The organism is Brachybacterium paraconglomeratum (genome assembly GCF_003994255.1).
Taxonomy (GTDB): Bacteria; Actinomycetota; Actinomycetes; order Actinomycetales; family Dermabacteraceae; genus Brachybacterium; species Brachybacterium conglomeratum.
In genome coordinates, this window is the sequence record NZ_ML133851.1 from 696,168 (window position 1) to 718,734 (window position 22,567).

A 22,567-nucleotide genomic window follows, 5' to 3' on the forward strand; every position below is an offset into this window, starting at 1 on the left:
CGCTATAGTGGAATGACTGTTCCACAATCGAGAGGCGATCCCATGCTCACCGTCACCTACGACCGCTTCGGCGATCCCGCCGACGTCCTGCGCACCGCCGAGGTCGACGCCCCCGCCCCGGCCGCCGGCGAGGCCCTGCTGAGGATGTCGCTGAGCCCGATCCACCACCACGACCTGTGGACGATCCGCGGCTCCTACGGCGTCCGGCCCGCGCTGCCCTCGGGCGCCGGCAGCGAGGCCGTCGCGGTGGTGGAGGCACTCGGCGAGGGCGTCGAGGGCCTCGCCGTCGGCGACCGCGTCGCGGCGACCGGGATCACCGGAGCCTGGGCGGAGCTGTTCACCGCCCCCGCCTCCTCGCTGGTCCCGCTGCCCGCCGAGCTGCCGGACGAGGCCGCCGCCCAGCTCGTGGCCATGCCCTTCAGCGCCGTCTCCCTGCTCGAGCACCTCGACCTCGCGCCCGGCGAGGTGCTGGTGCAGAACGCCGCGACCGGGGCCGTCGGCCGCCTCGTCGCGCAGTTCGCACGACTGCGCGGGATCCGCGTCATCAGCCTGGTGCGGCGCGGCAGCGGGGTCGAGGAGCTCGCCGCACAGGGCATCGGCGACGTCGTCCCCACCGACCGGGACGACTGGCAGGAGCAGGCGCGCGCCCTGATCGGCGAGGCGCGCGTCGCGGCGGGGCTGGACTCCGTGGGCGGCGAGGCCGCGGGCCAGGTGCTCTCCCTGCTCGGGGACGGCGGTCGACTGGTGGTCTTCGGGGCGATGGGCGGCTCGACCATGGCGCTCCCCTCGGGTCCGATCATCTTCCGCGACCTGAAGGTCGAGGGCTTCTGGGGCTCCCGGGTCTCGGCGGAGATGGCGCCGGAGGTGCGGCGCCGGCTCATCGGGGAGATCTTCTCCGGGCTGCTCTCCGGCGAGGTCACGCTGCCGGTCGCGGCCACCTTCCCGCTGGACGAGGTCGTCGAGGCCGTGGCGGCCACGCTGACCGACGGCCGACAGGGCAAGGTGCTGCTGCGCCCCTGAGAAGGATGCCGCAGGACGAGGAGCCCCGGCGGGAGCGATCCCGCCGGGACTCCTCGCACCTGACCGATGCCTTCAAGCAGGTCGCGGATCAATCAGTCATCGGTGACGGTGACGACCACCGGGATGTTGCCCCGGGTGGCGTTCGAGTACGGGCACACCTGGTGCGCGGCGTCGGCCAGCGCCTGGGCGGTGTCGTGGTCGAGCTCCGGGATGACCACCTCGAGCTCGACGGCGAGCGAGAAGCCGCCGGACTCCTCGGAGCCGATGGTGACGCGGGCGCCGACGCTCGAGCCGTCGATCGCGACCTTCTGCTGCCGGGCGACGGCCTGCAGGGCGGAGTGGAAGCAGGCGGAGTACCCGGCGGCGAAGAGCTGCTCGGGGTTGGCGCCGGCGCCGCTGCCGCCCATGGCGGTCGGGACGGCGAGGTCGAAGGCGAGGTCCGACTCGGCGACGTCGACGTGTCCGTCGCGGCCGCCGCCGGTGGCCAGGGCTTCGGTGGTGTAGAGGGGCTTCATGGGTGTCCTTGCTCCTGATGCTGGATTGCGGTGAGGGCGGAGTCGAGCGCGGCGGTGGCCGCATCCCGGTCCACCCGGGTCATGACCAGCGCGCTGATCAGCAGCGCGACGCAGGTCTCGACGAGCTGCGCGCGCTCCTGCGGCGACTGGTCGGGGCGTCGGGCCTGCGCGCCGCGGGTGAAGGCGGCGAGCAGCTCGGCGCGATAGGCGCGCACGGCCTCGGCGATCCCGTCGTCCCGGGCGAGCCCGGAGCAGGCGGTGTTCACCAGCAGGCATCCGTCGGGGAGGGTGCGGCCGGACGGGTCCGCGAACAGCGCGCGGGCCGCGAGGAAGTAGCGCTCGAGAGCATCGGGGGCGACCTCGGGCGCGCGCAGCGGGGCGAGCCCGGGGCGGACGACGCGCTCGAGGTAGTCCTCGATCGCGGCGTCGAACAGACCGCGCTTGGAGCCGAAGGCGTGGTAGATGCTGCTGGGGTTCAGTCCGGTGGCCCGCTGGAGGCTCGCCATGGAGGCACCCTCGTACCCTTCGCTCCAGAACACGTCGCGGGCGGAGCGCACGGCGTCCTCCCGCACGAAGGCGGACTGTCGTCCCATGGCCACTCCTGCTCGCTGCCTGCTCGTCGTCGTTCCTCGCCCGGGCTGTCTGCGCCGGGCACGACCCACCATAGTGGAACGATCATTCCAAGAGACCTCGGAGGTCGCGATGCTCACCCTCGGCTCGATCCTGGCCCTCGCCGCGGCCGCTCTCCACGTGGTCATCTTCCGCCTGGAGTCCCTCGCCTGGGGCGGGGCGCAGGCGCAGAAGGTGTTCGGCGAGCAGAGTCCGCAGGAGGTCGCCGCGACCCGCGAGCTGGCGTTCAACCAGGGCTTCTACAACCTGTTCCTCGCCGTGCTCGCGGCGCTCGGCGCGGTGCTCGCCCTCGCGGGGACGACGACCGTGGGGGCGACCCTGCTGCTGGCCGGGACCGGGTCGATGCTCGCCGCCGCGACCGTGCTGCTGCTGAGCTCCCCCGCGCACCGCGCCGCCGCCGTCAAGCAGGGCGCGCTCCCGCTGCTGGCCGTGCTCGCGACGGCGATCGGCCTGCTGCTCTGACCCTCCCCGTCCGCGGAGCGCCCGGGCGCCCTCAGCGGCGGATCGAGGCGAGGTGGTCGGCGATGCGGTCCACGGCGTCGGCGAGCACGTCGGCCTGTGGGAGGGTCACCAGGCGCAGGTGGTCGGGCTCGGGGTAGTTGAAGCCGGTGCCGTGGTTGACCAGCAGCTTCTTCGAGCGCAGCAGGTCGTAGGCGAACTGCTCGTCGTCCTCGAGGCGGTACATCTCGCGGTCGATGCGCGGGAACATGTACAGCGCCCCCGAGGCCTTCACGACGCTCACGCCGTCGATCGCGCTGAGGCCCTCGTAGGCGACGTCCCGCTGCTCGCGCAGGCGACCGCCGGGCAGCAGCAGCTCGTTCACGCTCTGGTAGCCGCCCAGCGCCGTGGCGACCACGTGCTGGGCGGGGACGTTCGGGCACAGTCGCATGTTCGAGAGCACGTCGAGGCCCTCGATGAAGCTGGCCGCATGCTCCTTCGGCCCGTACAGCGCCATCCAGCCGGCGCGGAAGCCCGCCACCCGGTACGCCTTGGACAGCCCGTTGAAGGTGATGGTCAGCAGGTCCGGGGCGAGCTTCGCGATGTGGGTGTGGACCGCGTCGTCGTAGAGGATCTTGTCGTAGATCTCGTCGGCCAGGATCATCAGCCCGTGCTTGCGGGCGACCTCGACGATCTCCCGCAGCACATGCTCGGGATAGACCGCACCGGTGGGATTGTTGGGGTTGATGACCACGATCGCCTTGGTGCGCGGGGTGACCTTGTCGGCGATGTCGGAGACGTCGGGCCACCACTGCTGCTCCTCGTCGCAGCGGTAGTGGACGGCGCGTCCGCCCGCGAGCGCGATCGAGGCGGTCCACAGCGGGTAGTCCGGGGCGGGGACGAGCACCTCGTCGCCGTCGTCCACGAGGGCCTGGCAGGTCATCTGGATCAGCTCGGAGACGCCGTTGCCGAGGTAGATGTCGTCCAGCCCCATGCCGGGCATGCCCTTGGTCTGGTAGTACTGCGCGACCGCGCGACGGGCGGAGACGATGCCCTTGGAGTCCGAGTACCCCTGCGCGGTGGGCAGGGTCCGGATCATGTCCACGAGGATCTCGTCGGGCGCCTCGAAGCCGAAGGGGGCGGGGTTGCCGATGTTGAGCTTGAGGATCTTGTGGCCCTCTGCCTCCATGCGGGCGGCCTCTGCGGGGACCGGCCCGCGGATCTCGTAGCAGACGTCGCGCAGCTTGGAGGACTGGGTGAAGATCATGCGGGGCTCCTGGCCTTCTCTGGGGTGGGCGACAGGGTATCGCCGCAGTCCCGGTGACGCCGAGTCGTCTCGCCCTGCCGCTCAGCCCAGGCGGATCCCGTTGCCGGGGCCGACGGGGAGGTCGAGCCCCCAGAACACCAGCAGCACCGCGGTCCAGGCAGTGAGGAACACGAGCGTGAACGGCAGCAGGCGCGCGACGAGGGTGCCGAGGCCGGCGCCGGGCTCGTAGCGGCGCACCATCCCCAGCAGCACGATGAGATAAGGGCTCAGCGGCGTGATGATCTGGGTGGAGGAGTCGCCGATGCGGAAGGCGGCCTGCACGAAGGCGGGCTCCAGTCCGCTGAGGGCGAGCATCGGCACGAACACCACCGCCATCAGCCCCCACATCGAGGTGCCGGAGGTGATCAGCAGGTTCGTCAGCGCGCACAGCACCACGAAGCCGAGCACCACGGGGAGGCCGCCGAGGTCGGCGTGCTCCAGCAGCGCGGCGCCGTGCACCGCGAGATAGGTGCCGATCCCGCTCCAGGAGAACAGGGCCAGGAACTGGGCGAGGGCGAAGGCGACCACGAGGAAGCCGGTCATCGAGCGCAGGCCCTGGCCCATGAGGGCGGCGACGTCGGCCCCGGAGCGGACCGTGCCGGCGATCGCGCCGTAGACGATGCCGGTGACGGAGAAGGCGACCACCAGGTAGAACACGATCGATCCCATGAAGGGCGAGTCGGGCAGCAGTCCCCCGCCCTCCTTCTGCCACGGCGAGCCGGGCACCGTCGCGAGCGCGGCGATCAGCACGACGACCGCGACCAGCGAGACCGCCGCCCAGCGCAGCCCGCGCCGCTCCAGCGGGCTGATCGAGCCGTCGGCGTTCGCCTCGGAGCCCGCGGCGGCGCCGTCCTCCTCGGGGGCGAGGGTGCGGGGCACGCCGGCGCGCTCCAGCCGCGGCTCGAGCACCCGGTCGATCAGGAATCCGCAGGCCACGACCAGCACGAGGGAGGAGGCGAGGTTGATCCAGTAGTTCGAGACCACGGTGACCGGGGCCGCGCCGAGCGAGGCGGGCAGCGACTCCATCACCGAGGCGGTGATGCCGGAGAAGTTCGCGTCGATCGGCGAGGGGATCATCGCGGTGGAGAAGGAGGCGCCGACGGCGGCGAAGCCCCCGATCATGCCGGCCAGCGGGTGCCGGCCCGCGGCGGCGAAGACGAGGGCGGCCAGCGGCGGGATCACCACGAAGGAGGTGTCGGACATGAGGTTGCCGTTGACGCCGACGAGGGCGACCACGTACGGCAGCAGCCAGCGCGGGGCGGAGCCGAACAGGCGCCGGATCGCAGCGCTGAGCAGTCCGGACCCCTCGGCGATGCCGACGGCGAGCACGATCGGCAGCACGTTCACCAGCGGTGGGAAGCCGATGTAGTTCTCCCCCAGCGTGGTGGTGAACCAGGTCAGCCCCTCGCCGCTGAAGAAGGAGCGCACCGGCTGCGGCTGCTCCTCGCCGGGCACCTGCACCTCGGCGCCGGTGGCCGCGAGGAGCGTGGTGAGCAGGGCCGTGACCAGGAAGAGCCCCGCGAAGAGCACCAGCGGGTGCGGGAGCCGGTTGCCGGCCCGCTCGACGAGGTCGAGCACGCGGTCGAGTCGGCGCGGCCCGGCGGCCGTGGTGGTGGAGGGCATCATGCTCCCGCGGAGATCGAGGACGGCGTCCGACGGTGCGGGCGGAGCGCGCGGGGGCGCGCTCGGCCGTTCACCATAGTCGGGCGCCGCCGACCCCTGCGGGGACGCCCGGCCCCGTCTGACCGGGCGGTGACCGAGCTCTCGACGAGCATTACTTTCATGGTTATAGTTAATCCGTCGCGCTGTCGCGCCGCCGCTCGGCGACCGTCCGCGACAGCACACAGAGCCGCAGACCGGAGGTCGTCGATGTCCCCGCAGCCCGCCGCACCGGACCGCGAGGTGACCGTGCCCCGCCCCGGGGCCGCTCACCGCGTCCACCTCGCCGCGAGCGGGGTCTCCGTGCTGCTGGACGTCACCGACGGGCGCGTCCCCGCGATCGCGCACTGGGGTCGTGCTCTCGGCGCCCTCGGGCCCGAGGGCATGGATGCGCTGTGCGAGGCGACGGTCCCGCCGGTCCCGCAGAACCTCGTGGACGTCCCGGTGCGCGTCGGCCTCCTCCCCCAGGTCTCCGACGGCTGGCTCGGCCGCCCGGGCCTGGCCGGCTCCCGCCCGGACGGCTCCGGCTGGACCCCGCGCCTGATCACCCGCGGCCTGCGGATCGACGGGACGCCGCTGACGGGCGCCCACGCCGAGACCGGCGCGGCGCACGTCGAGATCGACCTCGAGGACCCGGAGGAGGGCCTCGCGGTCCTGCTCGAGCTCGAGCTGCTGCCCACGGGCCTGCTGCGCCTGCGCGCACGCCTGACGAACACCGGCACCGGCCCCTACCGCCTCGACGAGCTCACCCTCTCCCTCCCCGTCCCCGCCACGGCCGACGAGCTGCTGGACTTCGCGGGTCGCTGGACGAAGGAGCGCACCCCGCAGCGCCGCGCCTTCACCGTCGGCACCCATCTGCGGGAGAACCGACGCGGCCGCACCGGAGCGGACTCCGCCCACTTGCTCCACGCCGGACGCCCCGGATTCGGCTTCCGCGAGGGCGAGGTATGGGCGGTGCACACCGCCTTCTCCGGCAACCACCGCCACCTCGCCGAGCGCACGAGCTCCGACCAGCGCCTGCTCGGCGGCGGCGAGCTGCTGCTGCCCGGCGAGGTCGCCCTCGAGCAGGGCGGGACGTACGAGAGCCCGTGGCTGTACGCCTCCTACGGCGACGGCCTCGACCAGGTCGCCGCCCGCTTCCACCGCCACCTCCGCTCGCGCCCCCATCACGTCGACGCCCGCCGCCCCGTCACCCTGAACGTGTGGGAGGCGGTCTACTTCGACCATGACCTGGAGCGGCTCACCGACCTCGCCGACCGCGCCGCCGCGCTCGGCGTCGAGCGCTTCGTCCTGGACGACGGGTGGTTCGGCTCCCGCCGGGACGACACCTCCGGCCTCGGCGACTGGGTCGTCTCTCCCGAGGCGTGGCCGGACGGGCTCGGCCCGCTGATCGACCACGTGCGGGCGCACGGCATGGAGTTCGGGATCTGGTTCGAGCCGGAGATGGTGAGCGAGGACTCCGATGTCGCCCGCGCGCATCCCGAGTGGATCATGGCCCCCTCGCCCGAGCGGATGCCGCTGCGCTCGCGGAACCAGCAGGTGCTGAACCTGTCGATCCCCGAGGCGTACGCGCACGTGCGCGACCAGATGCTCGCCCTGCTCGGCGCCCACGAGATCGGCTACATCAAGTGGGACCAGAACCGGGACCTGCTGGAGTCCGCGACCCGCGCCACGGGCCGGGCCGCCGTGCACGACCAGACCCGCGCCGCCTACCGCCTCATGGACGAGCTGCGCGCGGCCCACCCGGGCCTGGAGATCGAGGCCTGCGCCTCGGGCGGGGCGCGTGTGGACCTCGGCGTGCTCGAGCACACCGACCGGGTGTGGGTCTCGGACTGCATCGACCCGCTCGAGCGCCAGCAGATGCACCGCTGGACCTCGCAGCTGATCCCGCTGGAGCTCATGGGCAGCCACATCGCCTCCGGCCGCTCCCACACCACCGGGCGCCTGCACACCCTCGGCTTCCGCGCTCACTCGGCGCTGATGGGCCACCTCGGCATCGAGTGGGACCTCGCCGCCGCGAGCGAGGAGGAGCTCGCCGAGCTCACCGCCTGGATCACGCTCTACAAGGAGCGCCGCGAGCTGCTGTTCACGGGCGATCTCGTGCGCGCCGACCGCGGCGAGAGCCCCCTGTGGCTGCAGGGCGTGGTCTCCCCCGACCAGGGCGAGGCGCTGTTCGCGCTGAGCGCCGTCGGCCGCGCCGACACCGCCCAGCACCCGCGCCTGGTGCTGCCGGGCCTGGATCCCGCCGCCGCCTACCGGGTGCGCGCCCTGCTGCCCAGCGGCCCGCCCTCGCATCTCACGCCCCCGCCCTGGCTCTCCCGCGTGCTCGAGGCGGACGGGGCGGTGCTGCCCGGCGCGGTGCTGGCCGTCGCCGGCCTCGCCGCTCCCCTGCTCGACCCCGAGCAGGGCCTGCTGCTGTCCCTGACCCGCGAGAGCGCCGCCGGCGCATCCCGCTGACCCGACCCCCACCACCACGGAAGAAGGCACCCATGTCCACCGCGACGACGTCGACGCGGTCGGCCCCGACGAGGCGCCGCCGGAAGGACGACACGAAGCTCGCGCTGCTGTTCATCGCGCCCGCCTCGGTCGGCCTGCTGGTGTTCCTCGTCTGGCCGCTGCTGACCGGCCTGTACTACTCCTTCACGGAGTACACGACCCTCACCCCGCCCACCTGGGTCGGGCTCGAGAACTATCGCCGGCTCCTGGCCGACCCCGTCTTCTGGAACTCGCTGAAGGTGACGGTGCTGTACGTCCTCATCAACATCGGCGTGCAGACGGTCGTCGCGCTCGTCATCGCGGTGCTCATGCAGCGCCTGACCCAGTCCACCGTGCTGCGCTCGCTGGTGCTGGCGCCCTATCTGGTCTCGAACGTGGTCGCCGCGATCGTGTTCCTGTGGATCCTGGACACCCAGCTGGGCATCTTCAACATCCTCCTGCAGTGGATCGGCTTCGACCCGATCGCCTTCTGGGCGAGCGAGACCTGGGTGATCCCGACGGTCGCGCTGGTGAACGTGTGGCGGCACATGGGCTACACGGCGCTGCTGCTCTTCGCGGGCCTGCAGTCGATCCCCGCCCACCTCTACGAGGCCGCGCGCACCGAGGGCGCCGGGGAGATCGCGATGTTCCGCCGCATCACCCTGCCGCTGCTGCGCCCGATCCTGGCGCTGGTGCTGATCATGACGATCATCGGCTCCTTCCAGGTGTTCGACACCATCTCGGTCACCACCCAGGGCGGTCCCGCCGACGCCTCCAAGGTGCTGCAGATGTACATCTACGAGAACGCCTTCGCCCAGTACGAGTTCGGCTACGCCTCGGCGCTGTCCGTCGCGCTGCTGGTGATCCTCATGGTGATCACCTTCGCGCAGTACTGGATGAGCCGTGCCGGCCAGTCGGACCTGGACTGAGAGGACAGTGCGATGACAACGACCACGCAGCGGCCCGACAGCGCGCCGCGCACCGACGCCGACCGCCCAGCTCCCCGGCATCGCCGCAGCATCCCCTGGGGGAGGATCGCGGCCTGGGCCGTGATGGTGATCTTCCTGCTGATCACCCTGTTCCCCTTCTACTGGATGCTCCGCACGGCGCTGTCCAGCAACAACGCGCTGGCCACGGATCCGGCCAGCCTCCTGCCCGTCGGCCTGAACACGGGCGGCTTCGAACGCGTCTTCGGCCTGCAGGACGTCGAGACCGCGATCTCGCAGGGCGGCTCCGGCGCCTCGATCAACTTCTGGCGCTACCTGCTGAACTCGGTGATCGTCGCGACCACGATCACCGTGGTCCAGACCTTCTCCTGCGCGATGGCCGCCTACGCCTTCTCGCGCCTGCGCTGGCGCGGCCGGGACACCGTGTTCCTGATCTTCCTGGGCTCGCTGATGATCCCGCAGATCTTCACCCTGCTGCCCAACTTCATCCTGATCAAGAACCTGGGGCTGGTGGACACGCTGCTCGGGATCATGCTCCCCACCCTGTTCATCTCGAGCTTCGCGATCTTCTTCCTGCGCCAGTTCTTCAACAACATCTCGCGCGAGGTCGAGGAGGCCGCGCTGATCGACGGGGCGAGCAAGGCGAGGGTGTTCTTCACCCTCATCCTGCCGATCGCCTCAGCACCGCTGGCGACCCTCGCGCTGCTGACCTACATGACGGCCTGGAACGAGTACTTCTGGTCGCTGATGGTCTCCTACACCGATCAGTCCCGCGTGCTCACCGTCGCGCTCGGCGTCTTCCGCGCCCAGGCCCCGGGCACGGGCCCGGACTGGTCCGGGCTGATGGCGGCGACCCTCGTCGCGGCCGCGCCCATGCTGATCCTCTTCGCCCTGTTCGCGAAGAAGATCGTGAACTCCATCGGCTTCAGCGGGATCAAGTGAGGTGCCCGAGATGACACAGAACCGCCTTCCCCTCCCGCCCTCCGACTCCCCCGCCGGCGCCCCTCCGCGCGGGCTGAGCCGTCGCCGGCTCCTCACGGGCACGGCGGCGCTGGCCGCGGGCGCCGCGGGCACCGTCGCGCTCAGCTCCTGCGGGACGAGCGCCGCCCCGCCCGGCGCCATCGAGATCGACTACTGGCTGTGGGACGCGAACCAGCTGCCCGCCTACTCCGCCGCGATCGATGCGTTCATGGCCCAGAACCCGGACGTCTTCGTACGGATCACCCAGCTGGGCTGGGACGACTACTGGACGAAGCTCACCGCGGGGTTCGTCGCCGGCGCCGGCCCCGACGCCTTCGCCGACCATCTGGCGCGCTTCCCGGAGTTCGTCAGCCTCGGCGTGATCGCACCGCTGGACGATCTCGCGCCGCTGGCCGACGTCACCGCCGACCGCTTCCAGGACGGTCTGCAGGAGCTGTGGACCGGCCAGGACGGGAAGCGCTACGGCATCCCGAAGGACTACGACACCATCGCGGTGATGTACGACAAGAGGATGCTCGAGGAGGAGGGGCTGACCGAGGACGACCTCGCGAGCCTGGATTGGAACCCCGAGGACGGCGGCTCCTTCGAGCGCCTGCTCGCCCGGCTCACGATCGACGAGAACGGCGTGCGCGGCGACGAGGAGGGCTTCGACCCGACGCGGATCGCGCGCTACGGCATGGGCGCCGACGCCGGCATCGACTACGTCGGCCAGTCCACCTGGTCGGCCTTCGCCTTCTCGACCGGCTGGACCTTCACCGACGCCGACACCTGGGGCACGACCTTCCACTACGACGACGACCGCTTCGCGGCGACGATCGACTGGTACTTCGGGCTCGTGGACAAGGGCTTCTTCCCGCCCTTCGGCATGTTCGGCGACTCCAGCCCCGTCCAGACCCAGGTGCAGTCCGGGAAGGCGGCGCTGGGCCTGGCCGGGTCGTGGATGATCACGACCTGGGCGAACCTCGAGGGCGTCGACCTCGGGATCGCCCCGCTGCCGACGGGGCCGATCGGCACCCCGATGTCGATGTTCAACGGCCTGGGCGACTCGATCGCCGCGCAGTCGGAGAACAAGGAGGAGGCGGCGCGGCTGATCGCCTTCCTCGCCTCCGACGAGGCGCAGCGGATCATCGGCGAGCGCGCCCCGTTCTTCCCCGCGACCGACGTGGGCACGGAGACCGCGATCTCGGCCTATGCGGAGCGGGGCCTGGACGTCACCCCGTTCACGGACCGGGTCGCCGAGGGCGAGACCGGCCGGTACCCGCTGGTGGAGAACTCCGCCGCGATCATGTCGATCATGCAGCCGGCCTTCGACCAGTGCTGGATGCGGCGGATCGACGGCGCGGACTTCGCGGCCTACAACGAGCGGGTCAACGCGCTGTTCGAGTGACGGCTGCGTCCACGTGACGTCCATGCCCGGGCTCCGACGCCCGGGAGCCGGGGCGTCGGCGGCGGGGTCGCTCAGACCTCGCCGCCGACGAACTCCTGGATCGCGATGACCGCGGCGCCGCGCGCCCACTGGTCGAAGTCCCCGCCGAGCTCTCGCAGGACGAGGTCCTGCTGCGCGATGGGGAGCGAGGCGCGCAGGGTCCGCTCGAACTCCCCGTCGGCCGCGAGCACCAGGTCGATCGTCTCCCCGCCGAGCACGATCGCCTCGGGGTCGACGACGGCGACCACGGCGGCGGCGGCGCGCGCGAGGGTGCGGGCGAGGTCCGCGCTGAGGGCGCGGGCGGCGGGGTCGCCGGCCGCGAGCCGGGCCCGCAGGCGCTCGACGCCCTCGCCCTCCCCCAGCACCCCGGCCTCCCGCGCCGCCTCGACCACCGCGGCGGTCCGCGCCGAGCGCCAGAAGGGCTCGGGGGCGCCGTCCTCCCGTGCGGCGACGGGCAGGCGGCCGGTGAGCCCGGCGAGATGGGAGCGGCCCTGCAGCAGCCGCCCCTCGACGACGGTGCCGATCGCGACGCCGACCCCGATCGTGAGGACCGCGAAGGTGCGATAGGCGCGGCCGATCCCGAACCAGTTCAGGCCGTGGATCATGGCGGCGATGTCGTTGTCGACGGTGACCGGCAGGGCGAGGCGCGCCTCGAGCCGGTCGGCGAGGTCGACGGGGTGCTCCCAGCCGAGGATCCAGGAGGAGTCCACACGGCGCCGGTCGGCGACGCGGCCGCCGATGCTGACGCCCACCCCGGCCACGTGCGGATGCGCGCCGGCGAGGGCGAGGACCGGGTCGACCACCGCCTCCGCGACCGCCTCGGCGGAGGTGTCCCCGAGCGGCATCACGAGCTCCTCGAGAGCGTTGCCGCGCGCGGTGGTGACCACGGCGTGGACCTCGTCGGCCGTGACCTTGACCCCGATGAAGCGGGGGCCGTGGTTCTCCTCGATGTCCAGCGGCTGCTGGGGACGGCCCTTGGCGAGCGCCACGGTGTCCAGCGGGTGGAGGTGGCCGGCCTCGAGCAGATCGCGGGTCACGCGCGTGACCGTCGGCGCGGACAGGCCGAGGCGCTCGGTGAGATCGCGGCGGGAGCGGGGGCCGAAGCGCAGCAGGTCCCGGTACACGGCACGGGCGCTGGTGCCGCCGAGGTCGGGCACCGCCGTGACGTGCCCTGCGACGTGCTCCGCGTACTCGCGCTGCTCCCCGTGCATCCCGCGAGTCTAGCTGCGGGAGCAGGTCGCACCCTCCCGGCCCGATCTGCGATGCTTTCGTCGACAGCTGCGCCCGGCCGCCGCAGGAGGCGGCCGGCTCCACGACGCCCGAGGGGGAACACCGATGAGCGAGTCCGCGAGCGCCGGCACCGACCGTCCCGAGGTCACGATCTACACCGCCTACGAGATCGACTTCATGCTCGGCCTGCGCGACACCGAGAACGCGCGGATCACGCGCGAGCAGATCGGACTGCGCAGCGCCCCGGAGCAGGCGCGCGAGTTCGTCACCGCCGCGGTCACCTCGGGGCTGCGCGCCCGCGGGAAGGTGGAGCGCTCCGCGGACGGCCAGTGGCTGCTGGGCGAGGAGGGCCAGGTCATCGCCGGCACCCTGACCTCCGCGGACCGCTGGCTCGGGATCGCGCTGGCCGAGGGCGAGGCGATGAGGATGGCCTTCATCATCAAGGCGAACGACGCGATCCTCATGCTCACCCAGGACGAGCTGGACTCCTTCGTGGTCTCGGCGCTGCCCGACGCCGCGCACGTGCCCGCCTCGGTCTCCGACATCGTCCTGGCCTTCCTCGAGGACGGCGCCGAGCGGACCGTCTCGCTGCGCCGCACCGAGATCTCCTCCCCCGCCGATCCGGTGCCGCTGATGGTGCACGTCGAGGCCGACGGCTCCTGGCGCCTCGGCCACCTGCCGCTGGACGATCAGGGCGTGCTCACGGTCTCAGAGGTCACGGCCGCGCAGCTGCCCGAGGTCGCGCGGGCCCTGTGGGAGGACGGCACGAGCGCGGCGCCCGCCGCCTGAACGAGGGCCACGACGTCGTCGGCGGCGTCCACCGGCCGGTCCCGGACCGGTCTCAGGCCGGCCTGTGGGTCCCGTCCGCACGTCGGGCCCTGACCTCCCGCAGCCGGGCACGCAGGTCCCGGTAGGCGCGGTGGATCCGCACGATCGCCCAGATCCCGAGGCCCAGCAGCACCAGCGCGAGCAGCGCGGCGAGGGCCGGGAACACGATCGCGAGCAGCCCCATCACGGCCGCGGCGACGTCCTCCCCGCTGGAGACCAGGACGTTCGAGACCGGCTCCGGGGAGACGTTGACCGCCGCCCGGGTCGTGGTCTTCGCGGCGTGGGACCCGAAGGCCGCGGCCGCGCCCAGCACCGCCATCACGATCGCGGAGGTCGTGTCCGTCTCCCCGCCGAGCAGGAAGCCGATGGCGCCGCCCGCGATCGGCCGCACCACGGTGTGCAGCTGGTCCCAGAAGGAGTCGAGGAAGGCGATCTTGTCCGCCGCGAAGTCCACCAGCAGCAGGATCCCGGTGATCACCAGCAGGTCGGTGCGCTGCAGCACCTCGGGGACCTGCTCGAGGGAGAAGAGCCGACCGCTCAGGCCCAGCAGGAAGATCATGAAGTACGGCCTGATCCCGCTGACCCAGCCCGAGCCCAGGGTCATCATCAGAGCTTCCACGGCTTCCCCTGTCGTGAGTCGCTGTCGTGTCCGGCGCCCTGGCCTCTCAGCGCCGCCCGGGGCCCGCCTGTCGGCGCCGGTGCAGCTCCGTGCGCAGCGCGCGGATGTCCTGCCCGGAGGGCCGAGTGTAGGTCCACACGGGGCGGTCGAAGGCGGGCATCACGATCCGAGTGCCGTCCTCGAGGCGCAGCGCGGCGGTGAGCCAGTGCACCGGATGCACCACGCGGGACTCGATCGCCGCGATCCGCTCCCAGGCCACGTCCCGGTGCCGCACCGGGCCGAACACCCGCAGTCCGTCCGCGGAGATCTCGACCCGGGCGCGCGCCGTGCCCAGCGCCACGATCCCGAAACGGACCCCCAGCAGCCCCAGCACCAGCGCGAGCGCGCCCAGCGCCCCGACGACCACCAGCAGTCCGAGCCCCGGGGAACGGCCGTCCGGCACCGTGCCCAGCAGCAGCACCGTGCCCAGCACGCTCACCAGCGCCGTGCCCAGCAGCGCGGCCGCGACGACGGCGCGCGCGGCGGTGTCCCGCGTGGCGTGCGCGGGCAGCAGCGCCCGCACCCGTCCCCGGTCGCGGCCCGTGCGGGACGGATCGAGCGCGGCGACCATCCGCTCGACGGTCGCGCTGCTGCGGGAGTAGTCGGGCAGTGCGGTGCGCGGCCCGGTCTCGGGGCCGAGCCGGCGAGGGATGGTCATGGCACCCAGCGTAGGGTGCGGGGCATGTCCTCGCACGACTCCTCCGCCCCTCGCTTCCGCCGTCCCGCCTCGATGTATCCCTCGGTCGCCGCGTCGATCCCCGGGGAGCCGGATCCCGCGACCTCGATGGATCTCGCGCACGACTCGGCCCGGGCGCTGCTGGACGGCGTGTTCCACAGCTCCGACCCGGAGGTGGTGCGCCGGGTCGTCGCGCTCGCGGCCGACGACGGGCTGACGGAGCTGGCGGCGCTGTGGTCGGCCGCGCCCGCCTCGACCCTGCCCGGTGCGCTGTGGCGGCTGTACGTGCTGCACACCTGGGTGCAGCGCAGCGGCGACGAGGTCGCCCGGCGCTACCGGGCCGGCTCCCGCACCGTCCCCGGGCTGCGCTATCTCACGGGCTTCGCGGAGCCGCCGGAGGTGGCCCAGGTGCAGGAGACGATGGACGACATCCTGCGCGGCGCGTTCACCGGCGATCTCGGCCTCGCCCTGCGGCGCGCCGGGGCGGTCGCGACGCTGCTCGCCCACGGCACGGCGCACCTGGCGGACGAGGATCCCGGGGAGGAGCGGACCCGGCAGGCGGAACGGCTGCTGCGCACCGGCGAGGAGCTCACGGAGGCGGGCCGGCACGCGGAGGAGGGACGCCTCGACTGACGCCCCGAGACATTGCCGCCACCCCGTCGGCCGGTGCCCGTCGGGCGCTGTGATCTGCACGGACTGAGGTCCTCGCCATACTCCCCGGGGGCGGTGCTTGCACCGTCTCGGGGCCCGTGCTCTACGATGGACGAGCGCCGGGCCGCGGTTGCCCCGGGCTCCAACATCTGCCGCTTCGAGCGGCCTTCGCGCCGACAGGCGCATCCCGGTCCGGCGCCTCAGCATCACGAGCAGGAGCCCGCGTCCGACCGCACGGATCGCGAGGCGTTCAGGCGCCCACGGCGCGAGGAGGCGACGCGAGGTGGTGCAGTTCTTCTCCCGACTGTTCCCCACGCGCACGGAGCGCCCCCTCAGCGATCTCCTCTCCGAGCTCGCGGAGCTGCTCGTCCAGGCGGCCGACACCCATTCGAAGCTGCTGGGGAACGGCTATCGCGAGCGCACCCGCATCGCGCCGACGCTGCACGAGCAGTCCACGGTCGCCGAGGAGCTGTGCCGCCGCATCGCCCAGCGTCTCGCGCACTCGCTGATCACCCCCTACGAGGCGGAGCTGCTCTACGACTTCTCGCTCACGCTCGCCGACGTGGTCGACGCGATGGAGCACACCGGCGAGCTGCTGGTCGTCTCCCAGGTGGGGACGCTGCCCACCCCGCTACTGGATGCGGCCAAGGGGATCGAGCGCGCCGCGGAGCTCACCGTCGCCGCATCCTGGAAGCTCAATGACACCCAGGACCTCGGCGACTACTACGTCCAGATCCGCAAGCTCAAGCGCCAGGGCGAGCGCCTCGTGCGGCAGTCCCTCGGCGCGCTGTACAAGCGCGGCGGCTCCACCCAGGAGCTGCTCCCCCTGCACGACGTCTCCGAGTCGATCCGCCACACGATCGCGCTGCAGGAGCGGGCGGCGCGGATCGCGGACCTGCTGCGGATCAAGGACGCCTGAGTGACGCCGCTGCTGCTCGCGCTGGTGGTGGCCCTGGCGCTGGTCGTGGCCTACATGAACGGCTTCCACGACGCCTCCAACGCCATCTCGACCACCATCACGACCCGTGCGCTGAAGGCCTCCTCGGCGCTGTGGGCGGCGGCGCTCCTCAACACCCTCGGCGCACTGCTGGGGATGGCGCTGCTGGTGATGACCGTGCCGTGGGCGGTGCGCCTGCTGGGCCTCGGCCCGATCGTCGAGCAGCTCGCCGCCCGCCCCGACACACTGGGCGCGGCGCTGCTGGTGCTCATGCTCGGCACCTTCCTCTGGGACCTGCTGACCTGGTGGATGGGTCTGCCGGCCTCGACCTGGCACGCCTTCTTCGGCACCTCCTTCGGCGTCTCCCTCGTGATCGGCACCTCGGCCGCCTGGGACCGGCTGGGGCTGATGCTCGCGGTCTCCGTCGTGGGCCCCGTCATCTCGGCGACGGTCGCGTACCTGCTGATGCAGCTGATCCTGCGCCTGGCACGGTCCGAGCTGCTCGGGCCCGGCCACATCCGGTTCGCGCAGACCTTCTCGGCGAGCACGGTCGCGGCGGGTCACGGCCTGAACGACGCCCGCCTCCCGCTCGCGGTGGTCGTGATCGCGCTGGGCAGCGCCGGGGCGGACCTGTCCGGGACCACGACCACGGTGCTCATGAGCACGGTCGCGGTCGCCGTCGGCGCCGGCACCCTGATGGGCGGGCACCGGATCATCCGCACCCTGGGCCGCCGGCTCACGGACCTCACCGCGGCGCAGGGACTGGCGGCGGAGTCCTCCGCGGCGCTGACGATGTCGCTGGGCGTGTTCGGGCTCGAGTCCCCGGTCTCCACCAGCCAGGCGCTGGCCTCGAGCGTGGTCGGCGCCGGCGTCGCCCGGGGCCGTCGCACCGTGCGCTGGTCGGTCGCGCGGGAGATCCTCCTGATCTGGCTGGTGACCCCGCTGGCCTGCGCGGTCGTCGGGGCCGCACTGCTCGGGGTCGTGCTCGAGCTGCCCGGGCTCTGAGCGGAGGGCCCGCCCGGCCCGCGTGCAGGCGGGACCACTATCCTGGGCGGAGCCGAACCGAGAGGGAGCCGATGTCCGACGGTGAGTCCACCACGCCCGCCCCGAGGAAGCGTCCGAGCTTCGGGCTGCCGGGGCCGACGACGCCCGGTCCGGGCGCGGACCCGCAGCCGGGCGCCCCGGCCCACGCCCCCTACGGCCAGGCCCCGCAGCAGGGGCACGGCCAGGCCTCGTACGGGGCCTCCTTCGCCGACGGCCCCCAGACGGGTCCGCTGCCTCCCAGCGCCCTCGCCGCCTCGCACACCGGCGGCCCCTCGGCCTCCGGTCCCGGGCGGTCCGGTCGGCCCGGGCGCCGGCGCGGCGTGCTGCCGCTCGTGATCGGCCTGGTGCTCCTGCTGGTCATCGCCCCGGCCGCCACGATCGTCGGGATCGTGTGGTCGCTCGGATCGCTCGTCGGCGATGCGTCCGAGGGGCCGACGCCGATGGAGGCGAGCTCGGCGACGCTCGAGCTGTCCGCCAACGAGATGGTCATCGTCTACGTGCCCGCGGCGGACGCCGCCACGGCCGAGTGCACCGCGGAGGGCTCCGACCCCGGGGCGGTCACCACGGTGCCGAGCTCGACCGCGACCACCTTCGGCAACGGCGAGGAGTACGTGCAGGTGCTCGGGGTCGCCTCCCTCCAGGACACCACCGCCACGATCTCCTGCACGGGCACCGACGCCCCCGCCCATCTGGGCCCCTACAGCCTGTTCGGGATGATGGCCCCGCTGGTGATCGGTCCGATCATCGGCGTGGTCGCGGGTCTGGCGGGCCTGGTGCTGACGATCGTGGGGATCGTGCTGCTGGTCCGCTCCCGCCGCGCCTGAGGTCCTGCCGACCCGCCGCCGTCTCACTCCGGGCGCTCCTGCGCTGAGGTGCCCTCGAAGGACCTAGAGTGGCGATCAGCCCCAGCTACCGAGGATGGAGTGGTGATCATGCACCCCCGTGCAGGCCAGAAGGCACAGCAGGAGGACCTCGTCGACGTCGACGCGCTCCTCGACTCCTACTACGACCTCCACCCGGATCCCGCGGATCCCGACCAGGCGGTCTCCTTCGGCACCTCCGGGCACCGCGGCTCCTCGCTGGACGTCGCGTTCAACGAGGACCACATCGCCGCGACCACGCAGGCGATCGCCGAGTACCGGGCGGCGCAGGGCATCCGCGGCCCGCTGTTCATCGGCCGGGACACCCACGCCCTCTCGCGCCCCGCCTTCGACACGGCGCTCGAGGTCCTCGCGGGCAACGACGTCTCCGCCCAGGTCGACGCGCTCGACGGCTACACCCCCACCCCGGCGGTCTCGCACGCGATCCTGGTCCACAACCGGGGCCGGGCGGCGACCGATCCCGGCCGGGCCGACGGCATCGTCGTCACCCCGAGCCACAACCCGCCGCGCGACGGCGGCTTCAAGTACAACCCGCCCCACGGCGGTCCCGCGGACACCGAGGCGACCTCGTGGATCGCCGACCGCGCGAACGAGCTGCTGCGCGACGGGCTCAAGGGCGTGCGCCGGCACGGACGACAGAAGGCTCTGCAGGACGCCGCCCGCTACGACTACCTGCGCACCTACGTGCAGGACCTCCCGAGCGTGGTCGACCTCGAGGCGATCCGCCGGGCGGGCGTGCGCATCGGCGCGGACCCGCTGGGCGGCGCGGCGGTGGACTACTGGGCCGAGATCGGCGAGATGCACGACCTCGACCTCACCGTCGTCAATCCCGCGGTCGACCCGCAGTGGTCCTTCATGACCCTGGACCGCGACGGGAAGATCCGCATGGACTGCTCGAGCCCGTGGGCGATGGCGTCGCTGCTGGAGAAGCGCGACGAGTACGACATCGCCACCGGCAACGACGCGGATTCGGACCGCCACGGGATCGTCACCCCGGACGGCGGCCTGATGAACCCCAACCACTACCTGGCTACGGCCATCACCTACCTGTTCGCGCACCGCCCGGACTGGCCGGCGGGTGCGAAGGTGGGCAAGACGGTGGTCTCCTCGAGCCTTATCGACCGCGTCGTGGCGGACCTCGGCCGGGAGCTGTTCGAGGTGCCGGTGGGCTTCAAGTGGTTCGTGCCGGGCCTGATCGACTCCTCGGTCGGCTTCGGCGGCGAGGAGAGCGCGGGCGCCTCGTTCCTGCGCCGCGACGGCTCGGTGTGGACCACCGACAAGGACGGCATCATCCTCGCGCTGCTGGCCTCGGAGATCCTCGCGGTGACCGGGCGCTCCCCCAGCACCCTGCACGCGGAGCTCGTGGAGAGGTTCGGCAGCAGCGCCTACTCCCGCACCGACGCCCCGGCGGACCGCGAGGCCAAGGCGAAGCTCAAGGCGCTCAGCCCCGCGCAGGTGACCGCGACGGAGCTCGCGGGCGAGCCGATCGTCTCGGCGATCACGGAGGCCCCCTCCGGCGGCGCGATCGGGGGGCTGAAGGTCTCCACCGAGTCCGCCTGGTTCGCGGCGCGCCCCTCGGGCACCGAGGACATCTACAAGATCTACGCGGAGTCCTTCAAGGGCGAGGAGCACCTCGCCGAGGTGCAGCAGGCCGCGAAGGACCTCGTGGACGGGGCGCTCGCGGACTGAGCGCAGGGGCGGACCGAGCGCAGGGGCGGAGCCGACGATCCGCGCGGCGCCGCGGGAGCGACTGTCCGCTCCCCTGCCCCGGTGCGGTCGCTGCGACCGCACCGCTCCTGGCCGACCGTTCCTCCACATTCCGCTCCTCGGCCCCGCCCCCTGCTCCACCCGATGCTGTCGACGGACGGCGCGACACCCTCGCGCCGTCCGTCGACGCGCGTCGAGGGTTTCGCGCACCCGGTGCTGACCTGCAGGTCCGTAACGTTTCAGCAACGACCGCAGCCTCCGCGCGGCAAAGGAATGGTCAAGCGCGCCCCAACTTGAGGCACATCACCCGTCGGTGGCGCCGTCCACACTCTCCTTGCGTGGCCCAAAGAGCGCGTGAACCATGGGGTGGGTAGGTAAAGGATCAGTAGGGTAGTGTGCTTCGGATCAGTAGGGTAGTGTGCTTCGTCGGACCCGCCGGTAAGCACACCGACCGCAGCGCTCGCGCGCGGCGAGAATGACGGAGAGGGGGCAGGACATGCGACTGCGGACATGCGTCTGCGCGGCCTCTGCCACCCTGGCTCTGACCGCTCTCCCCTTCGCCACCACCAGCGCTCTCGCCGACGGGCCCGGCGATGCCGCCGAGAGCACGGACGCCGCCCCCGCGGACGACGACCCCGCGACGGGCACCGTGGACGGGACGATCACGCCCGGGGCCACCACCACCCTCACCGCCCCCTCCGAGACTTCCGAGGAAGTCGCCTCCCCCGAGGGTGAGGAGCCCCCCGAGCAGGACGAGGACTCGAAGATTCCTGCCGAGGAGACCCCGGACTACAAGGCGGACGGCGCCCCAAACGATCCCGAGGTCACCGAGGAGCTGGAGCAGTCGCCGGAGGAGCACGAGGCATCGGGGGAAGCCAAGGACGAGGGCTCTACGACCTCGACCTCTCCCTACGCCGACCCGCAGGGCGGGAAGATCACGACGAGGGAGTCCGGGACGCCGACGAAACCCGGTGGCACGGACGATCCCCCGGTGACGTCAACCGAGACCGAGACCGAGACCGCGACCGAGACCGAGACCGCGACCGAGACCGACGGCTCCGCCACCTGCGACGACGGCAGCGACGACACCGAGGGAGACACCTCCGCTGAGGAGCCCAAGCGCACCGTCAGGGGCGCTCTTGTCCCCCGCCCGATCGCGCAGCAGAGCGCGACGGCCAAGCCCCAGAAGTCCCAGAGCCCGACCGCGAGCACCGGCACCGACGGCGACGCCACGGACTGCCCCTGCAACTGCCCCACCGATTCCGGGGGCGACGGCTCGGACGATTCCACCGACGGCGAGGAGTCGGACGACGCGTCGGACACGTCGACCGACGAGGACACCACGGACGAGGGCGATGACACCTCGACCGGCGGAGGCAACGGCGAGACGACCGACGACGAGAAGACCACCCCCGTGCCGGACCAGGGAGCCACTCCGACCGCGAGCCCCTCGGCCACCCCGGAGATGTCCGAGCCGTCGACGCCCGCGCAGCCGGCCCCCGAGCCGAAGCGGCGCGCACAGCCGCTTCCGGCTCCCCCGCCGAGCGAGGAGCCCGAGCCCACCGCGGAGCCGGCCCCCGAGCCGGCCCCGGGGACCCCTTCCGAGACCCCGGTCGAGGAGCCCGAGACGACCGCCGAGTCGAGCACCACCGAGGAGACCGAGGTCGCCGGCGTCGGCACCGAGGAGCCCAGCACTCCGGCGCCGCAGGCCGCACAGCCCACGTCCTCCGGCGACGGCGGCCCCGTGGTGCGCCTGTTCAACGCGATCTCCGACGACTCGAGCACGGCCTTCGGCCAGATGCGTCAGGTCCTGATCGCCGCGCTCGCGATCGGCTTCCTCACCACCGCCGGCTTCGTCGGCGCGACCTGGCACTCGCGCCGCAGCAACCACCGCCGCTGACCCGTCGGCCCACGGCCGGACAGGCGCGCCGCCGCTGAGCAGGTGCTACCGCCGGCGGGCGGGCTCCACCGCTCAGCGCTGGGCGAGCAACTCGCGCACGCGCTGCAGGATCCCCGGCACGGCGCGCTCCATCTCCGTCACCGTGCGGTCGAAGGCCGCCTGCCCCTCGTACCAGGGGTCCTCGACGACGAGCTCGGTCTCCGGGCGCCCCTCCGCCCCCGGCTCGAAGGCGCGCCACATCGTGATCGACGGCGGCGTCGCGCCCTCGGGGGCCTGATCGGCCATGCGACGCATCGTCTGGGCGTGCTCGGGCGTCATCGCCAGCACGAGATCCCAGGCCATCAGCTCGGTGAGGTGGATGGTGCGGGCGGTGTGCTCGAAGGGACGCGGATAGCCAGCGCGCTCCAGCGAGAGCTCGATCCGGTCGTCCATCGGCATCCCCTCCACCTCCCAGGTGGTCCCGGCCGAGCCGACCTCGACCTCTGAGTCGAGGCCCTCGAGCTCGAGGGCGCGGCGCAGCACCACCGCGGCGGCCGGGGAGCGGCAGACGTTGCCGGTGCACACGGTGAGGAGTCGGAGCGGCTTCATCCCCCCATTGTGTCAACCTCCAGGCGGTGAGAGCGTGGAACCGCCGATCGCCGTACACTGTGAGGCGGAG

21 protein-coding genes are annotated in these 22,567 nt (G+C 72.6%); 13 read left to right on the forward strand and 8 right to left on the reverse strand.

Going from position 1 to position 22,567, the window contains the following annotated elements; translation table 11 throughout:
• Positions 1–42 precede the first annotated feature (42 nt).
• Positions 43–1,020 (forward strand): zinc-binding dehydrogenase, encoded by a 978-nt coding sequence (locus DS079_RS03130; protein WP_126984775.1) that lies wholly within the window; start codon positions 43–45, stop codon positions 1,018–1,020.
• Positions 1,021–1,112: 92 nt separating this feature from the next.
• On the opposite strand, the gene DS079_RS03135 is transcribed toward DS079_RS03130, so the two are convergent.
• Positions 1,113–1,535, reverse strand: coding sequence for an organic hydroperoxide resistance protein (locus tag DS079_RS03135; protein ID WP_126984776.1), 423 nt, complete (start codon positions 1,533–1,535; stop codon positions 1,113–1,115).
• Positions 1,532–2,128 carry a TetR/AcrR family transcriptional regulator gene (locus DS079_RS03140; RefSeq protein ID WP_126984777.1) on the reverse strand — a complete coding sequence of 199 codons (597 nt, stop codon included), beginning with the start codon at positions 2,126–2,128 and terminating at the stop codon, positions 1,532–1,534. The genes DS079_RS03135 and DS079_RS03140 overlap by 4 nt, the downstream gene beginning before the upstream one ends.
• A gap of 109 nt (positions 2,129–2,237) precedes the next feature.
• On the opposite strand from DS079_RS03140, the gene DS079_RS03145 reads away from it, so the two are divergent.
• The gene (locus DS079_RS03145; RefSeq protein ID WP_126984778.1) at positions 2,238–2,627 is read left to right on the forward strand and encodes a DUF1304 domain-containing protein; all 390 of its coding nucleotides are present in this window, start codon (positions 2,238–2,240) and stop codon (positions 2,625–2,627) included.
• Between the two features lie 31 nt (positions 2,628–2,658).
• Here DS079_RS03145 and DS079_RS03150 read toward each other — a convergent pair whose 3' ends face one another.
• Positions 2,659–3,870, reverse strand: coding sequence for a pyridoxal phosphate-dependent aminotransferase (locus tag DS079_RS03150; RefSeq protein ID WP_010550077.1), 1,212 nt, complete (start codon positions 3,868–3,870; stop codon positions 2,659–2,661).
• A gap of 81 nt (positions 3,871–3,951) precedes the next feature.
• Positions 3,952–5,532 carry an AbgT family transporter gene (locus DS079_RS03155; RefSeq protein WP_309298666.1) on the reverse strand — a complete coding sequence of 527 codons (1,581 nt, stop codon included), beginning with the start codon at positions 5,530–5,532 and terminating at the stop codon, positions 3,952–3,954.
• A 246-nt stretch (positions 5,533–5,778) separates the two neighbouring features.
• Here DS079_RS03155 and DS079_RS03160 point away from each other — a divergent pair, with 246 nt between their 5' ends.
• The 4 genes from DS079_RS03160 to DS079_RS03175 are packed head-to-tail and all read left to right on the forward strand — an operon-like array spanning position 5,779 to position 11,358.
• Positions 5,779–8,025, forward strand: coding sequence for an alpha-galactosidase (locus DS079_RS03160; RefSeq protein WP_126984780.1), 2,247 nt, complete (start codon positions 5,779–5,781; stop codon positions 8,023–8,025).
• Positions 8,026–8,057: 32 nt separating this feature from the next.
• Positions 8,058–8,972: a carbohydrate ABC transporter permease gene (locus tag DS079_RS03165; RefSeq protein ID WP_010550074.1), complete on the forward strand. Its 915-nt coding sequence runs from the start codon at positions 8,058–8,060 to the stop codon at positions 8,970–8,972.
• A gap of 12 nt (positions 8,973–8,984) precedes the next feature.
• Positions 8,985–9,932 carry a carbohydrate ABC transporter permease gene (locus DS079_RS03170; RefSeq protein ID WP_126984781.1) on the forward strand — a complete coding sequence of 316 codons (948 nt, stop codon included), beginning with the start codon at positions 8,985–8,987 and terminating at the stop codon, positions 9,930–9,932.
• A gap of 10 nt (positions 9,933–9,942) precedes the next feature.
• Positions 9,943–11,358 carry an ABC transporter substrate-binding protein gene (locus DS079_RS03175; protein ID WP_126984782.1) on the forward strand — a complete coding sequence of 472 codons (1,416 nt, stop codon included), beginning with the start codon at positions 9,943–9,945 and terminating at the stop codon, positions 11,356–11,358.
• A 71-nt stretch (positions 11,359–11,429) separates the two neighbouring features.
• Here the strand turns inward: DS079_RS03175 and DS079_RS03180 are convergent, their stop codons facing one another.
• Entirely contained in the window at positions 11,430–12,608 is a 1,179-nt protein-coding gene (locus DS079_RS03180) for an ROK family transcriptional regulator (RefSeq protein WP_126984783.1), read from the reverse strand.
• Between the two features lie 124 nt (positions 12,609–12,732).
• On the opposite strand from DS079_RS03180, the gene DS079_RS03185 reads away from it, so the two are divergent.
• Positions 12,733–13,416 (forward strand): hypothetical protein, encoded by a 684-nt coding sequence (locus DS079_RS03185; protein ID WP_126984784.1) that lies wholly within the window; start codon positions 12,733–12,735, stop codon positions 13,414–13,416.
• A 52-nt stretch (positions 13,417–13,468) separates the two neighbouring features.
• On the opposite strand, the gene DS079_RS03190 is transcribed toward DS079_RS03185, so the two are convergent.
• Both DS079_RS03190 and DS079_RS03195 read right to left on the reverse strand, forming a co-directional pair.
• Positions 13,469–14,062: a DUF4126 domain-containing protein gene (locus tag DS079_RS03190; RefSeq protein WP_126984785.1), complete on the reverse strand. Its 594-nt coding sequence runs from the start codon at positions 14,060–14,062 to the stop codon at positions 13,469–13,471.
• Between the two features lie 58 nt (positions 14,063–14,120).
• Entirely contained in the window at positions 14,121–14,771 is a 651-nt protein-coding gene (locus DS079_RS03195; protein ID WP_126984786.1) for a PH domain-containing protein, read from the reverse strand.
• Between the two features lie 24 nt (positions 14,772–14,795).
• On the opposite strand from DS079_RS03195, the gene DS079_RS03200 reads away from it, so the two are divergent.
• The 6 genes from DS079_RS03200 (at position 14,796) to DS079_RS17010 (ending at position 21,909) form a co-directional block, all read left to right on the forward strand.
• Positions 14,796–15,422 carry a hypothetical protein gene (locus DS079_RS03200; RefSeq protein ID WP_010550067.1) on the forward strand — a complete coding sequence of 209 codons (627 nt, stop codon included), beginning with the start codon at positions 14,796–14,798 and terminating at the stop codon, positions 15,420–15,422.
• Between the two features lie 301 nt (positions 15,423–15,723).
• Entirely contained in the window at positions 15,724–16,359 is a 636-nt protein-coding gene (locus tag DS079_RS03205) for a DUF47 domain-containing protein (protein ID WP_126984787.1), read from the forward strand.
• Positions 16,360–17,382 carry an inorganic phosphate transporter gene (locus DS079_RS03210; RefSeq protein ID WP_126984788.1) on the forward strand — a complete coding sequence of 341 codons (1,023 nt, stop codon included), beginning with the start codon at positions 16,360–16,362 and terminating at the stop codon, positions 17,380–17,382.
• Between the two features lie 71 nt (positions 17,383–17,453).
• The gene (locus tag DS079_RS03215) at positions 17,454–18,245 is read left to right on the forward strand and encodes a hypothetical protein (RefSeq protein WP_126984789.1); all 792 of its coding nucleotides are present in this window, start codon (positions 17,454–17,456) and stop codon (positions 18,243–18,245) included.
• Between the two features lie 108 nt (positions 18,246–18,353).
• Complete coding sequence (pgm, locus tag DS079_RS03220) at positions 18,354–19,991, forward strand: phosphoglucomutase (alpha-D-glucose-1,6-bisphosphate-dependent) (RefSeq protein WP_206516133.1); 1,638 nt, start codon at positions 18,354–18,356, stop codon at positions 19,989–19,991.
• 514 nt (positions 19,992–20,505) lie between these two features.
• Complete coding sequence (locus DS079_RS17010; RefSeq protein ID WP_164736077.1) at positions 20,506–21,909, forward strand: hypothetical protein; 1,404 nt, start codon at positions 20,506–20,508, stop codon at positions 21,907–21,909.
• 72 nt (positions 21,910–21,981) lie between these two features.
• Here DS079_RS17010 and DS079_RS03230 read toward each other — a convergent pair whose 3' ends face one another.
• Positions 21,982–22,497, reverse strand: a complete 516-nt coding sequence (locus tag DS079_RS03230) for an arsenate reductase/protein-tyrosine-phosphatase family protein (protein WP_126984790.1) — start codon at positions 22,495–22,497, stop codon at positions 21,982–21,984.
• Between the last annotated feature and the right edge of the window lie 70 nt (positions 22,498–22,567).